We start from the raw sequence: 13,357 nt of genomic DNA, 5'->3' as shown, positions 1-13,357 counted from the left end.
AATCGGGTGAAAGCTATGAGCAAGAAGGAACCGAAAGTTGCCATTGTGCATGATTGGTTGGTGACCTACGCCGGTGCAGACCGCGTGGTGGACTGCATGCACCACGTGTTCCCCAATGCCGTCATTTATACACTGGTCTATGACCCTAAAAAGATGCCGGCCTGGTTTCAGGGGTATGATGTGCGCACCACCTGGGTGCAGAAGATCCCCTTTGCTACCAAACTGTACAAGAATCTGCTGCCGCTGATGCCCGGCGCGTTTGAAGCGCTGGACCTGTCGGAGTATGATCTGGTGCTGTCCTCTTCGTCCTCCTGCGCCAAGGGCGTGATTACACGTCCCGATGCGGTGCATATCTGTTACTGCCATACGCCCACGCGCTACGTATGGGATTTTTATTACACCTACCGTAACAATGCCAACTGGCTGGTGCGTATGGTGATGCCCCATCAGATGCACAAGATCCGTATGTGGGACAAGTGCGCCGCGGACCGGGTGGATTACTTTATTGCCAATTCCCATTACATTGCCCAGCGCATCAAAAAGTATTACCGCCGTGACAGTGATGTGATTTATCCCTGCTGCCATATCAATGAGGCTCCCTTTGTGAAAAAAGAGGAGTTCTATCTGGTGGTTGGCCGCCTGACCTGGTACAAGCGGATCGATTTGGCGGTGGCGGCCTGCACCAAGTTGGGCAAGCGCCTGGTGGTCATTGGTGCCGGTGGCGAGGAATCCAAGTTGAAGGCTATGGCCGGCCCCACCATCGAATTTGAGGGCGGCGGCCTGACCGACGAACAGGTGCGCGGATACTATCTGCGCGCCAAGGCTTTCCTTTTCCCCGGGGAAGAGGATTTCGGCATTACCCCCGTGGAAGCACAGTCCGCCGGTACGCCGGTACTGGCCTATGGCCGCGGCGGTGCCTGCGAGACCGTGCTGCCCGGTAAAACCGGTTACTGGTTCCATGAGCAGACGGTGGAAAGCCTGATGCGCTGCATGGAACTGTTTGAACGTGACGGCGTAGCCTACACCAAAGAAGAAATCCGTGAACACAGCCGGTCTTTCAGCGAAGAACGGTTTGAAAATGAATTGCGCGACTATTGCGCCCGCCGTATGGCGGACTGGCAGCAGGAATTGCTGGACTGCTCCCATTGGGAGAAGGAGGAACTGGATTGAAGCCCATCGTCATCAACGGCACGGTATTGTGCGATTCCATCACCGGAATCCCCCGCTACGTCTATGAAACCGTAGTGCGGCTCGATAAACTGCTGGAAGGCACCGGTCTGGATGTGCGCATTGCCTACCGGGACGACGGTCGTCCCATTCATCTGCCGGAATTGCAGAATATCCGGCTGGTACCGCTCAAGGCGGTGAAGTATTTCTACAATATGGCAGTGCTGCCTTCCTATCTGCGGCGCAACCACGCGTTTTTTGTGGGCCTGGCCAGCGATATGCTCATGACCCGCCGCAGCGTTGTGGTGCTGCATGATATCCGCCCGCTGGTGATGGACACCGACCGGGGATTTTTCCGTTTCAAGTTCTGGGTGCATTGCCTGTCCACCAAATGGTTTGCCCGCAAAGTTTTTACCGTCAGCGATGACCAGCGGCATCTGATCAGCCGTAAACTGGGCATCCCGCTGGATAAAATCGGCATTACCTATAACGGATGGGAACATATGCGGAAAGTGGTGCCCGATGAAGAAATCTTTGACAAGCTGCCGGGAGTAACCAAAGGCGAGTATTTTTATGCGTTGGGCAGCCTGGCCAAGCACAAAAATTTCCGTTGGATTCGGGAAGTGGCCAAGCGCAATCCCGACAAAATCTTTGTGGTGGCCGGCGGTAAGGATTTGCGGGCCTTCGGTGATGATGCCGAGGCAAAAGATACCCACAACGTATTTTACCCCGGCTATGTCAGTGATGCGGAAAACGCTGCCCTGATGAAACATTGCAAGCTGTTCCTGCATCCGGCTGTCTTTGAGGGATTTGGCATCCCACCGCTGGAAGCGCTCTCGTTGGGCGCCCCCATTGCGTTGGCCCGTGCCACCTGCCTGCCGGAATTGTACGGCGATACAGCGCGGTACTTTGATCCCTATGATTATGAAGTGGACTTGGATGCACTGGCTGCCCAACCGGTGGCGCCGCCCGATGTAGTGTTGGAAAAATACAGCTGGGATAAGACGGCTGCCTTCTGGCTGGAGCAAATTAAGAAATACGCCGAGGAATAATTTACAAACCGTATAAAGCGGCGAAAATAAACAGGAAGGAGAGGGGATGCAGGGAATGATGCTGGTTCTGGCGTTCATTACAACGGCCCTTCTCTCGGCTGTGTGCGGATTGGCGCCTGCCTTTGTGGAACGCCGCAGTGTGCGTACACGGGATCTTGGCTGGGTGGCTGGTCTTTGGGCAGCTATATGGGTGTTCTGCCTTTGTGCCTACCATCGGCCCGGGCTGGCGGAAGGGTTTGATGCCTTTCGCCTGATTGCGATTACTGCTATGTGTGGTTGGGCCGGTGTTTGCATTGCGGCGCTGCGTGCCTTTGGAAGGCGCGGTCTGCGCTTTGTGGTACCGGTCCTTCTGGTGGCGGCGCTGGGAGCCGAAGTATTTGTGGGCAATGTGGCGTATTTCAATACCCACAGCTACCAGCCGTTCCAGCTGATGGATTATCTAGACCCCAACGTGAATGTGGGGCGGGGAACAGGAACCTACACGCTGGACGAGGATCGCAGCTACCTGCGTTTTCTGGAGATAGACCAGCCGATTTATAACCTGCATATTGACGGTCTGGTCAATGATGATACCGACCCCTTGCATGCCGACAGCGCGCTGTTCTTTAAAATCGAAGCCACCGATGAAGCCAACAGCGAGCTGAACACCTTCGGCACCTGGCAGGTGGGAACACAGGCACCGCGGACCCACACCATCAGCCTGGATCTGACTGGCAACGTGGGAACGCTGACCCTGACGGCCAGTGGATACAGCAGCACCTATGCCCAGTATCCGGTGGCGGTGACCATGACCGGCATTACGGCCAATACGCCCCGGGCTATGGATTTCTCTTTGCTGCGCTGTGCAGCTGTATTTCTGGCTTTGCTGGCTGTATACGGGCTGCGCCCGGCCAGTGGCCTTTGGAAGCGCCGTTGGCTGGCCGGAAATGTATGTGATCGGGGCGCGGCGTTGGTGCTGGGCGCTGTGATGGCTGCTTTTGTGATCGTGGTGCCTTTCTGGCAGCCGGGCAATACCGGTCTTGCCACAGAACATTACAATACCGCATACTGGGACGGTGAAAGTACCGTCAGCTTTGTATATCAGCAGTACGGTGCACTGGCGCACAGCCTGCTCAACGGCCGTCTGGATCTGGAAGAAGACCCGCCGGCGGCGCTGGCGGAACTGGACAACCCCTATGATCCCACTGCACGCAACGCGGCCCAAATCGAGGGCGGCCGTTGGGATCATGCCTATTATAACGGCCGATATTACGTCTATTTCGGCATTGTACCCTGTCTGCTGTTCCAGCTGCCCTTTGAGGCAATTACCGGCATCCAGAACCTGGCCTATGCGCCCTGTATGGTAATTTTGGGGCTGGTGTTCCTGCTGGGATGCTTCGGCGTGATGGGCCAGGTGGTACGCCGCTGGTTCCCGCGGACTTCCTCGGCCGCCTACCTGCTGTGTGTGGCGGCGCTGGTGCTGGGCAGCCAGCTGTACAATCTGCTGGAACGCCCTTATATCTACGAATATACCATCCTCTGCGGTGCGGCGTTGTTGATGCTGGGGTTGTGGCTCTGGCTGCTGGCTGCTGCAACTCCCGTGGAACACGGCGGTGTGCTTGCGCTGCGGTTGGGGCTGGGAAGCCTTTGCGTGGCGCTGGTAGCCGGCTGTCGGCCGCAGATGGAATTGTTTGCCTTCCTGGTAGTGCCCATTTTCTGGAATCGCTATGTTACCAAAGGCCGCCTGCGGCAACGCGGGGCGGTACGGGAACTGCTGGTCTTTGCGCTGCCGGTGGTGCTGGTGGCGGCAGGGCTGATGTGGTATAACGCTGCACGGTTTGGTTCGCCCTTTGATTTTGGTGCCAACTACAACATTACCGGCAACGATATGACCCGGCGCGGGTTCAATGTGGTGCGCATCGGCCCGGCAGTGTTTACCAGTTTGTTTGACCCGCCCCGTCTGCAAAGTGTGTTTCCCTTCCTGCAGGAGGTGGATGTGCAAACCAATGCGGTCATCCGGACCATCAGCGAAAAGTTCACCGGAGGAATGCTGGCGTCCACGCCCTTTACTTGGTCGTTGATTTTGCTGGCGGTTCCGGCTGCCCACCGCAGTTTGCGCCGTCGTCCGGCCGTATACGGGACCGTGCTTGGCGCCGTGGCGGCTATGTTGATCATTACGGTGGTGGACTGCCAGATGGCCGGTGTTCTGTACCGTTATCTGATGGATTACAGCCCTGTTTTGCTGCTGGGAGCGGCGCTTTGCTGGCTGTTGTCAGAAACGGCGCTGGCCCGCCGTGCAGACGGTGGAGAAGCCTTGGCCGTGATGGAACTGCCGTGGCTGCGTATTGGTCTGGCGGCAGCGGTAGCCTGGAGCCTGCTGTATCGTTTCTGTACTTTGTTTGCTATGGAACCCTGGCTGCAGGGAATGAATCCGTCGCTGTATTATACTGTGAGCCGTCTGGTCCAGTTCTGGATGTAAAGGCAAGAAAGAGAGGCCCTTATGGATAAAATTGCTGTTTTGATTCCCTGTTATAACGAGTCCAAGACTGTGGAAAAGGTTGTGACCGATTTCCGGCGTGTCCTGCCTGAAGCCACCATCTATGTCTATGACAATAACTCCACCGATGGTACGGCGGAACTGGCGGAGCGCGCCGGGGCCGTGGTACGGCATGAGTATCAGCAGGGCAAGGGCAATGTTATGCGCCGCATGTTCCGCGAAATCGATGCCGAAGCCTATGTGTTGGTGGACGGCGACGATACCTACCCCGCGGAGGCAGCCCCCGAGATGGTGAAGGCTGTCACCGAGCGCCATGCGGATATGGTAGTGGGGGACCGTCTGTCCAGTACCTACTACACCCAGAACAAACGCCCGTTCCATAACTTCGGCAATGATCTGGTACGTTTTTGCACCAACAACCTGTTCGGCGGCAAAATCAAGGACATTATGACGGGTTATCGTGCGTTCAGCTATCAGTTCGTCAAGACCTACCCGGTACTTTCCCGTGGGTTTGAGATCGAGACCGAGATGACCATTCATGCCCTGCAGCGCAACATGCAGGTAGACAATGTGATCATCGAATACCGGGATCGCCCCGAAGGGTCCGAGAGTAAGCTCAATACCTACTCCGACGGTTTCAAAGTATTGGGGACCATCGTTCGTCTGTTCAAAAACTATCGTCCCTTTGCCTTCTTCGGCGCGATTGCAGCCGTGCTGGCGGTGTTTGGGGTCGGCTTTATGATTCCGGTGTTGAATGATTATTTCCATACCGGTCTGGTGCCCCGTTTCCCCACGCTCATCGTCTGCTGCTTTGTTCTGGTGGCGGCGCTGCTGCTCTTTGTTTCGGGGGTGATCCTCTCCAGCCAGTTGGCCAAGGATGCACGGGACTTTGAGTTCCAGCTCCAGACGGTAGAACATTGGCATCATGCTGCCGAAGAATAATGACAGCCGGTTCCAGGGCAACGCGTTTGCCGGACACTGCCATGAACCCGGAAAAATCTACGCAGGAGGAAATCACAGCTATGTATGATTATCTGATTGTAGGCGCCGGCCTGTTTGGTGCGGTGTTTGCCCATGAAGCCACCGCCGCCGGCAAGCGCTGCCTGGTCATTGACAAGCGGGACCATATTGCCGGTAATATCTATACGGAAGATGTAGAGGGCATTGCCGTACATCGTTATGGCGCCCATATTTTCCATACCAACAATAAAGAGGTATGGGACTACGTCAACCGTTTTGCGGAGTTTAACCGCTACACCAATTCTCCCGTGGCCAACTACAAGGGCGAACTGTACAATATGCCTTTTAACATGAACACCTTCAACAAGATGTGGGGTGTCATTACGCCGGCAGAAGCCCAAGCGAAAATCGAAGAGCAGCGCGCAGCCCATTACACTGAAAATCCGCAGAACCTGGAAGAACAGGCCATCAACCTGGTAGGCACCGATATCTACGAAAAACTGGTCAAAGGCTATACCGAAAAACAGTGGGGCCGCCCCTGTACCGCCTTGCCGGCCTTTATCATCAAGCGGCTGCCGGTGCGGTTTACCTTCGATAACAACTATTTCAATGCCTTGTACCAGGGTATTCCCAATGAAGGCTATACGGCGCTGGTGGCCAATTTGCTGGATGGCATCGAGGTTCGCTTGAATACCGACTACCTGGCGGATCGCGCTGCATTGGATGCGCTGGCCAAAAAGGTGGTTTATACCGGCCCCATTGATGCTTATTTTGATTACAAGCTGGGCGCGCTGCAATATCGCAGCGTCCGGTTTGAGACCGAAACCCTGGATATGCCTAACTACCAGGGCAACGCGGTGGTGAATTACACCGATTCCGAAACGCCGTATACCCGCATCATTGAGCACAAGCACTTTGTGTTCGGCTCCACGGAACCCGGCACCAAAACCGTGATCAGCCGGGAATATTCCGCAGAATGGAAGCCCGGTGATGAGCCCTATTACCCGGTCAATGACGAAGAAAACGGGGCGCTGTATGCCCGTTACAAGGAACTGGCGGATGCCCATTCCCATGTACTGTTCGGCGGACGTTTGGGCGAGTACAAGTACTATGATATGGACCGCGTGATCGAAGTGGCCCTGGCCCGTGTGCGGGCCGAACTGGCATAATGTAAAAAAATACCGCAGAGCTGCCCCAGGGCGGATCTGCGGTATTTTTGCCGTTGGAGGCAAGGACCGTTACCTTGCTTTTTACCCGGTGATGGGCTATAATAGTCTAGTATATTGCTGTATGGTGTACCCGTAAGGCAAGATTGTGGGAAAGAATAAAGGGAGTACGAATATGACCAAAATAGCCGCATCAATTCTGTCGGCGGACTTTGCCAACCTTCAGCGTGATTGCACCCGTCTGTTGGACGAAGGTGTCGATCTTTTGCACATTGATGTTATGGACGGGCATTTTGTGCCCAACATCAGTTATGGCGCGCCGGTACTCAGCTGCCTGCACGCCGCTTTGCCGGATGTGTATTACGACGTCCATCTGATGATCAGCGACCCGGCACGTTATGCCGCTGATTTTGCCAAAGCCGGCGCCAACCTGATCACCTTCCATCTGGAGGCGGTGGGGAATGCTGCAGAGGAAACCATTGCCGCCATTCGGGCAACCGGATGTCAGGTGGGAATCAGCATCCGTCCCGGTACCCCGGTGGAAGCCGTGTTCCCGTATCTGGGCGTAGTGGATCTGATTCTGGTCATGAGTGTGGAACCGGGATTCGGCGGGCAGAAATTCCTGCCTGCGACCCCTCAGCGCCTTGCCGCATTGGATGCGGAGCGTAAGCGCCGTGGCTGCACCACCCTGCTGGAGGTGGACGGCGGCATCAATACCGAAACCGGCCCCCTGTGTGTACAGGCCGGGGCCGATTGGCTGGTTGCCGGCAATTCGCTGTTTCATGCGGAAGATTTGCAGACCGTTGTCCGGCGCCTGCACGGTGAAGCCTGAACGAACCAAAGGAGAAGCCAAACCCCATGTCCAATCGTGTTAAAATTGAGCGCAGCGAAAATTATGACTACTATAATGATCTGCTGTGGTGTTCCGTTCCGCTGATCGGAATGGCATGGTACTATTATGGACCGCGGCCTGTTCTGCTGCTGCTGACAGGCCTGCTCACAGCCTATCTGTGTGACTGTGCCCTGGCACCCCTGCATGGCGCCGGGTATCATTCCCATGAACCATCCAGTGAGTGTTTTGCCGCGCTGATCGTGCTGATGATGCCGGCCACGGTGCCGTATATGGTGGTTGTGGCGGCCGTTATTGCAGCCGTGCTTGTAAAAGAAGCTTTCGGTGGTGAAGGTCACTATCCTTTCCACCCGGCGGCGGTGGGGATGGCACTGGTCGGCATTTCCTGGCCGGAAAGTGTTTATACCTATCCTACGCCCGGCAACTGGCTGCCGGTATTTGGGAATATCAATGTGTCCCTTTCGGAAGGCATGAACGCTACCCTGCGGGACGGCGGTCTGCCCAGTGCCAGTACCATGAACCTGCTTACCGGCAACGTAGCCGGCGGCCTGGGAATCAGTGCGGCCTTGGTGGTCATGGCCTGCGGCCTGTTCTTGTTGGTGCGCGGTCATGTGAAACTGACTGTATTGGTGCCGTTCCTTGTGTTTTGTATCGGCCTGCCCTGGCTGCTGCCGCAGCTGAATGAGCTGCCGGTATTCAGCTGGCCGTGGGAGTTTATCCGCCAGCGCATTTATCTGGAAAAATATGTGATTCTCTCGGGTTCGGTTCTGTTTGGCTCGCTGTTCATGATCTGTGAACCGGTCACTATGCCAAACCGGACCAGCAGCCGGATTGTGTACGGTGCGGCCCTGGGTATTGCGACCCATGCCTTCCGTGTATTCAGCCCCTACGAGAGCGCAGTTTGCTTTGCACTGCTGATCGTGGGCGCCATTCCCGAGTGGCTTGACCTGATCAGCCACCGTACCGAGCGTATCCGCTTTATGAGGAAGGAGGAACGGCGTCTTGCCCAATTCACAAAACCGGAATAATCGCCGTAAGCGTGGGGACCATTCCGAAACGCTGATCATCCCCCATATTACCAAAGAAATGTTGGAAAAGGCCCGTTCCATGGCGGCGCAAGGGGCTTCCCGTGCCGAGATCGAACAGGCCATTCTGCAGATGCAGACGGCGAAGTCTGCAAGCGACAATACAGCGCAGCCCGCTGCGCAACCGGCACCGCAGCAGGAGCCGGATATTCACCGCATTATTCCTACCAGCCGTCCGCGTTATACCGAAGAAGAGCGCAAGGCCATGCTGGAAAAGATGCGTCAGGAGCAAGAACAGCAGGAGGCAGCCCGCAGGGAAGAGGCAACCCGCCGCACCGAACGCCCGGCCTGGCATTTCCCGCGTCCGGAACCTGTACATCGACCTTTCCCTCATCAAGAGGAGCAAACCGCTGTTCAGCAGCCGGAGCCGGTTGTACAAAACGAGCAGAGCACCCAAGTTGAGGCAACACCGGAACCGGTGGTACAGGAACCCGTTGTACAGGAAGAACCTACCCGTACAATGGAGGCTGTCCGCCCCAAGCAGCAGCCTAAGGAAACCGCTGCAGCCAAAGAAGAACCGGCAGTGCAACGGTCTGTTCAGCCAGCGGCACAGTCAGGCCAGAAGCGCCACGCGGGATTGTTGCGCAGCCGCAATGAAGCAGAAGCGGAACTGAATGAAAAGATCCGCAGTGACCATGTGTGGCTTTCCAATCCGGTTATGGTGCGCGGTCTGGGGTTGGCTCCCGTTGTGGGCGCCGCTTTGGACGGCGAGCGTGCGCTGATGCTGTGTGTGGCCTGCCTGTTGCTGGTTACCTTTACGCGTGTACTGGCGGTTGCGGTGTGCCATATCAGCAACAACCGTTTCCGGCCGATGATCTATTGCTACACGGCCGCGGTGCTGTACATCCCCGTATATGTGCTGTTGTACAATCTTTTTGGAAACGATCTGACGATGCTGGGGATTTATCTGCCTATTTTGGTGGTGGAACCTGCTATTGTCAAACGAATGGAGTTTACCGAACTGGAACCCATCCGCGATGCCTGGCGCCATGGCTTCAACAACGGCATCGGCATGTGTGCGGCGCTGCTGATCGTGGGTTGCCTGCGTGAACTTCTGGCAACCGGTGCGGTTTTTGGTCACCAGTTGCTGCAAGTACAGCTGTTTCCTCTGGCTGCACAGCCGGCCGGTGGGTTTGTTCTGGTGGGCGCGATTGCTGCCGTATGGTGCGCCGTCGCCAATGCCTATACCGATTATAAGCGGGAGGAGGTGCGCCGCCTGTATGCCGATCGCAAACATTGAATGGACACCACTGCTGCGTGGCGGGCTTGAGTTTGCCAGTTATATGGTACTGGCCATCTTTGCCGAAAACGTCATTCTGGCCCGCGCCCTGGGCGTTACCCGCCTGCTCAAGCTGGTGCCGGACCACAAAGCCCAGATCTGGGACTTCAGTCTTCCGCTGATTCTGGTCATGGGACTGTCGGCCCCGTTGGGATGGGCAGCCCATAATTTGTTTTTCCCGTGGCTGCGCAATTACCTGCCGGTATGGCTGCCCATCTCGGCATTGCGGCCGTTGGTGTATCTGACCTGCGGCTCTTTGGCCATGGCGCTTACCTGGCTGCTGCTGTTTGTATTGCCGCGCCGCCAGCGTCAGGCCTGCCGTGCTCAGCTTACATTGGGCGGATGCAGTACCGCTGTATTGGGCACACTGCTGATTTGTGCCAACCAGAACTACACCATGCTGCAAAGCATTGCCTTCGGTATTGGCAGTGCGCTGGGCTATGTGTTTATTATCTTTATCGTTCGTGAAGGCCGCCGTCGTCTGCGCAGTAAAGACGTACCTGCGATCTTCCAGGGATTGCCCAGCTCCCTGATTTATATCGGCATCCTTTCTCTGGCCATCTATGGTCTGGTAGGCCATGCCGTTGTATTGTAACTACTGCAGGAGGCATTGGATATGACTCAGCCTTGTTTTGTCCCGGCCGATATTTTGCTCCCCGCTGCGGGAACGCCGCTGGACCCCTGGGCCTGCATTGCGGTGGATCAGTTTACTTCCCAGCCGGAATATTGGCAGCGTGCCGAAACGCTGGCACAGGGGAAACCCAGCACGCTCCACCTGGTTCTGCCGGAAGCGTACCTTGGCACCCCGCAGGAAGAAGAACGCCTGCAAAGCATTCGTGAAACAATGAAAACCTACCGGGATTCGGTTCTGACCCGTCAGGTACATGGGTTTGTGTATGTGGAACGTACCCAGATGGATGGCACCATCCGGCAGGGACTGGTAGGTGCTGTGGACCTGGAAGCCTACGAATATACCGCGGGCGCCAAACCGGCCATTCGCCCCAGCGAAGCTACGGTACTGGAACGGATTCCGCCGCGGCTGAAAGTACGCCGTGGGGCTTTGCTGGAAACGCCCCATGTGATGATGCTGGCCGATGATGAGGAAAATACACTGATCGAGCCTATCGGTGCCCGCAAAGAAGAACTGCCGCTGCTGTACGACGGGGAACTGATGCTGGGCGGCGGTCGGCTGCGCGGCTGGGCGGTGGAAACCCCGGAACTGATAGCGCAGATTTGTGCTGCACTGGCGGTGCTGGCAGACCCGGATGCCTTTGCGCGGCGGTGGCCGGCGGCGCAGGGGCAAACACCCATGGTACTGGCGGTAGGGGACGGAAATCATAGCCTGGCTACAGCCAAAGCCTACTGGGAAGAACTGAAACCAACCCTGACGGAGGAAGAACGGAAAACCCATCCGGCACGCTGGTGCCTGGCGGAAGTATGCAATGTACATAGTCCTGCCATTGAGATCGAGCCGATTCACCGGGTAGTGTTTGGGGTTACCGCTAAGGAACTGTACCAGGCACTGGACGCCTGGGATCAGGCCAACGGACCCGCAAAGGAGCCTTCTTCCCAGCGTTTTCAGCTGGCAGACCGCCAGGGGGAAATTGCGGTGGCGCTGCAAAATCCCACCGCGCCGCTGACGGTGGGCAGCATCGAAGATTTCCTTGCGGCCTGGCTGCCGCAGCATCCGCAGGCACGTGTGGATTATATCCACGGTGCATCCACGGCACTGGCATTGGCAGCACAACCCGACCGACCGGCCGCGGCCATTCTGCTGCCGGATTTCCACAAGGCGGACCTTTTCCGCGGTGTGGTGCTGGGAGGCGTATTGCCGCGCAAGACCTTCAGCATGGGCCATGCAGAGGAAAAACGTTATTACAATGAATGCCGAGTTATCGGATAAGGAAAACAGGTGAAGTATGGAAAAAACTGCACAATCTAGTTCCGGCGCACCGCGCCGCCGTCGCCGCCGTCGTGGTTCCGGTGCAGGTGCTTCCCAGGCGGCACAGGCACAGACCCCCGCAGCCAAAGAAAACGCAAAGCAGGTTCAGCAGGCCGCCCCGGCCAAAGCACAGCGCCAGCAACCCGCCCGTAAAGAGAACAAGGAAGCTAACGCCGGCAGCCGCCGCCATCGCGGTCAGCCTGCCGAGGCTGCCAACACCGGGAACCAACCGCAGCCTTCCGGACGTCGCAGCCGTTCCGGCAACCAGGCTCCGGCCAAGGAACAATCTTCCCACACTTCCAAGCAGCCGCAGCGGGCAGCTCGTGCGGTGCACCGCACGGCGGAGGAAGAACCGGGTATTGCTTTGATTTCCCGCCGCCCGCCCAAACAGAAGTTTGCCAATTTTGAGGAATATCTGGCCGCACACGGCGGTATGACAGTTCCTCTGCCGGAGGAAGAAACTGCACAGCAGGAACCCGTACCGGAAGCCCAGCCTGCGGCAACTGAGGCAGCCGAATGACGCCCGCACTGGCAGGTGCCTTGCGGTGCCCGGTCTGCGCAGGGCCGTTGCTTCTGATAGGGCGCAGCCTGCGCTGCCCCAAAGCACACAGTTTTGATCTTGCGCGGGAAGGATATGCCAATCTGCTGGCTATTCAGAAAAAGCATGCAGCTGACCCGGGTGACGGCAAAGAAATGGTGCGTGCCCGCCGTGCTTTTCTGGCAGCCGGGCACTATCAACCGTTGATGGCGGTACTGGCAGAACTGTGCGGTACTTTGCCCCACGAGAAAATCGTGGATGCCGGTTGCGGAGAGGGCAGTTACGACCGCTTTCTGTATGATGCGCTGGGTGAGCCCCAGATCGTGGGATTTGACCTCTCCAAGGAAGCTGTTCGTCTGGCAGCCCGGCTGGTACCGGAAGCTGCGTTTTGCGTAGGCGGCAGTTTCAGCGCCCCGGTGCGGGACGGTTGGGCGGATCTTTTGCTGAATATTTTTTCGCCCTTTGCAGGGGCGGAGTTCAGCCGTATGCTGCGCCCGGGCGGGCACCTGATTTATGCGGTGCCCACGGCGCGCCATCTTTACGGTTTGAAAGAAGTGCTGTACACTACGCCTTATGAAAATGAAGTGAAAGATACCCGTTATGAGGGATTCGACTTTGTGACCGAGCGGGAAGCTGCCGCTACCCTTACACTGGAAGGTGAGAGTGTACAGCAGCTGTTTGCCATGACGCCCTATTACTGGAACACGCCTGCAGAAGGTGCTGCCCGTCTGGCAGAATGTGACCGGCTGACTACAGAAATCGGTTTTCGCTTCCTTGTGTATCGCAGACAATCAGAATAAGAAAAGCCCCCGGCCGAAAACATTCGGCCGGGGGCTTTTGTT

The 13,357-nt window shown here is 56.9% G+C and carries 12 protein-coding genes; all 12 read left to right on the top strand.

Annotated features, from left to right (window positions below; genetic code table 11):
- The first annotated feature begins 15 nt into the window (after positions 1–15).
- The 12 genes from H6B10_RS00110 (at position 16) to H6B10_RS00055 (ending at position 13,315) form a co-directional block, all read left to right on the top strand.
- On the top strand, positions 16–1,170 hold the full coding sequence (locus H6B10_RS00110) for a glycosyltransferase (protein WP_204648881.1): 1,155 nt from the start codon (positions 16–18) through the stop codon (positions 1,168–1,170).
- Entirely contained in the window at positions 1,167–2,219 is a 1,053-nt protein-coding gene (locus tag H6B10_RS00105; protein WP_204648880.1) for a glycosyltransferase family 4 protein, read from the top strand. Before H6B10_RS00110 ends, H6B10_RS00105 begins: the two co-directional genes overlap by 4 nt.
- A gap of 46 nt (positions 2,220–2,265) precedes the next feature.
- On the top strand, positions 2,266–4,677 hold the full coding sequence (locus H6B10_RS00100) for a hypothetical protein (protein WP_204648879.1): 2,412 nt from the start codon (positions 2,266–2,268) through the stop codon (positions 4,675–4,677).
- Positions 4,678–4,698: 21 nt separating this feature from the next.
- Entirely contained in the window at positions 4,699–5,637 is a 939-nt protein-coding gene (locus H6B10_RS00095; RefSeq protein WP_204648878.1) for a glycosyltransferase family 2 protein, read from the top strand.
- Positions 5,638–5,717: 80 nt separating this feature from the next.
- The gene (glf, locus tag H6B10_RS00090; protein ID WP_204648877.1) at positions 5,718–6,824 is read left to right on the top strand and encodes a UDP-galactopyranose mutase; all 1,107 of its coding nucleotides are present in this window, start codon (positions 5,718–5,720) and stop codon (positions 6,822–6,824) included.
- Positions 6,825–6,996: 172 nt separating this feature from the next.
- A complete protein-coding gene (rpe, locus tag H6B10_RS00085; protein WP_204648876.1) occupies positions 6,997–7,653 on the top strand; it encodes a ribulose-phosphate 3-epimerase in 657 nt (218 codons plus the stop codon).
- A 26-nt stretch (positions 7,654–7,679) separates the two neighbouring features.
- The gene (locus tag H6B10_RS00080; RefSeq protein ID WP_204648875.1) at positions 7,680–8,699 is read left to right on the top strand and encodes an RnfABCDGE type electron transport complex subunit D; all 1,020 of its coding nucleotides are present in this window, start codon (positions 7,680–7,682) and stop codon (positions 8,697–8,699) included.
- Positions 8,674–9,996 (top strand): Rnf-Nqr domain containing protein, encoded by a 1,323-nt coding sequence (locus H6B10_RS00075; protein WP_204648874.1) that lies wholly within the window; start codon positions 8,674–8,676, stop codon positions 9,994–9,996. The genes H6B10_RS00080 and H6B10_RS00075 overlap by 26 nt, the downstream gene beginning before the upstream one ends.
- Positions 9,977–10,630 carry an Rnf-Nqr domain containing protein gene (locus tag H6B10_RS00070; RefSeq protein WP_204648873.1) on the top strand — a complete coding sequence of 218 codons (654 nt, stop codon included), beginning with the start codon at positions 9,977–9,979 and terminating at the stop codon, positions 10,628–10,630. The genes H6B10_RS00075 and H6B10_RS00070 overlap by 20 nt, the downstream gene beginning before the upstream one ends.
- A gap of 21 nt (positions 10,631–10,651) precedes the next feature.
- Entirely contained in the window at positions 10,652–11,938 is a 1,287-nt protein-coding gene (locus H6B10_RS00065; protein WP_204648872.1) for a DUF1015 domain-containing protein, read from the top strand.
- A gap of 16 nt (positions 11,939–11,954) precedes the next feature.
- Entirely contained in the window at positions 11,955–12,497 is a 543-nt protein-coding gene (locus H6B10_RS00060; protein ID WP_204648871.1) for a hypothetical protein, read from the top strand.
- The gene (locus H6B10_RS00055; protein WP_204648870.1) at positions 12,494–13,315 is read left to right on the top strand and encodes a putative RNA methyltransferase; all 822 of its coding nucleotides are present in this window, start codon (positions 12,494–12,496) and stop codon (positions 13,313–13,315) included. The genes H6B10_RS00060 and H6B10_RS00055 overlap by 4 nt, the downstream gene beginning before the upstream one ends.
- Positions 13,316–13,357: the final 42 nt, after the last annotated feature.

The sequence above is a fragment of the Gemmiger formicilis genome, from assembly GCF_016901605.1.
In the GTDB taxonomy this organism is placed as follows: domain Bacteria; phylum Bacillota; class Clostridia; order Oscillospirales; family Ruminococcaceae; genus Gemmiger; species Gemmiger formicilis_B.
Note: the sequence above shows the minus strand (reverse complement) of the source record. Positions and strands in the feature narration are given on the sequence as shown.

Bases quoted from the DNA above. Each gene is read 5' to 3' on its own strand.
- H6B10_RS00110 (WP_204648881.1), top strand. From the start codon at position 16: ATGAGCAAGAAGGAACCGAAAGTTGCCATTGTGCATGATTGGTTGGTG.
- H6B10_RS00100 (WP_204648879.1), top strand. From the start codon at position 2,266: ATGCAGGGAATGATGCTGGTTCTGGCGTTCATTACAACGGCCCTTCTC.
- H6B10_RS00095 (WP_204648878.1), top strand. From the start codon at position 4,699: ATGGATAAAATTGCTGTTTTGATTCCCTGTTATAACGAGTCCAAGACT.
- glf (WP_204648877.1), top strand. From the start codon at position 5,718: ATGTATGATTATCTGATTGTAGGCGCCGGCCTGTTTGGTGCGGTGTTT.
- rpe (WP_204648876.1), top strand. From the start codon at position 6,997: ATGACCAAAATAGCCGCATCAATTCTGTCGGCGGACTTTGCCAACCTT.
- H6B10_RS00080 (WP_204648875.1), top strand. From the start codon at position 7,680: ATGTCCAATCGTGTTAAAATTGAGCGCAGCGAAAATTATGACTACTAT.
- H6B10_RS00070 (WP_204648873.1), top strand. From the start codon at position 9,977: ATGCCGATCGCAAACATTGAATGGACACCACTGCTGCGTGGCGGGCTT.
- H6B10_RS00065 (WP_204648872.1), top strand. From the start codon at position 10,652: ATGACTCAGCCTTGTTTTGTCCCGGCCGATATTTTGCTCCCCGCTGCG.
- H6B10_RS00060 (WP_204648871.1), top strand. From the start codon at position 11,955: ATGGAAAAAACTGCACAATCTAGTTCCGGCGCACCGCGCCGCCGTCGC.
- H6B10_RS00055 (WP_204648870.1), top strand. From the start codon at position 12,494: ATGACGCCCGCACTGGCAGGTGCCTTGCGGTGCCCGGTCTGCGCAGGG.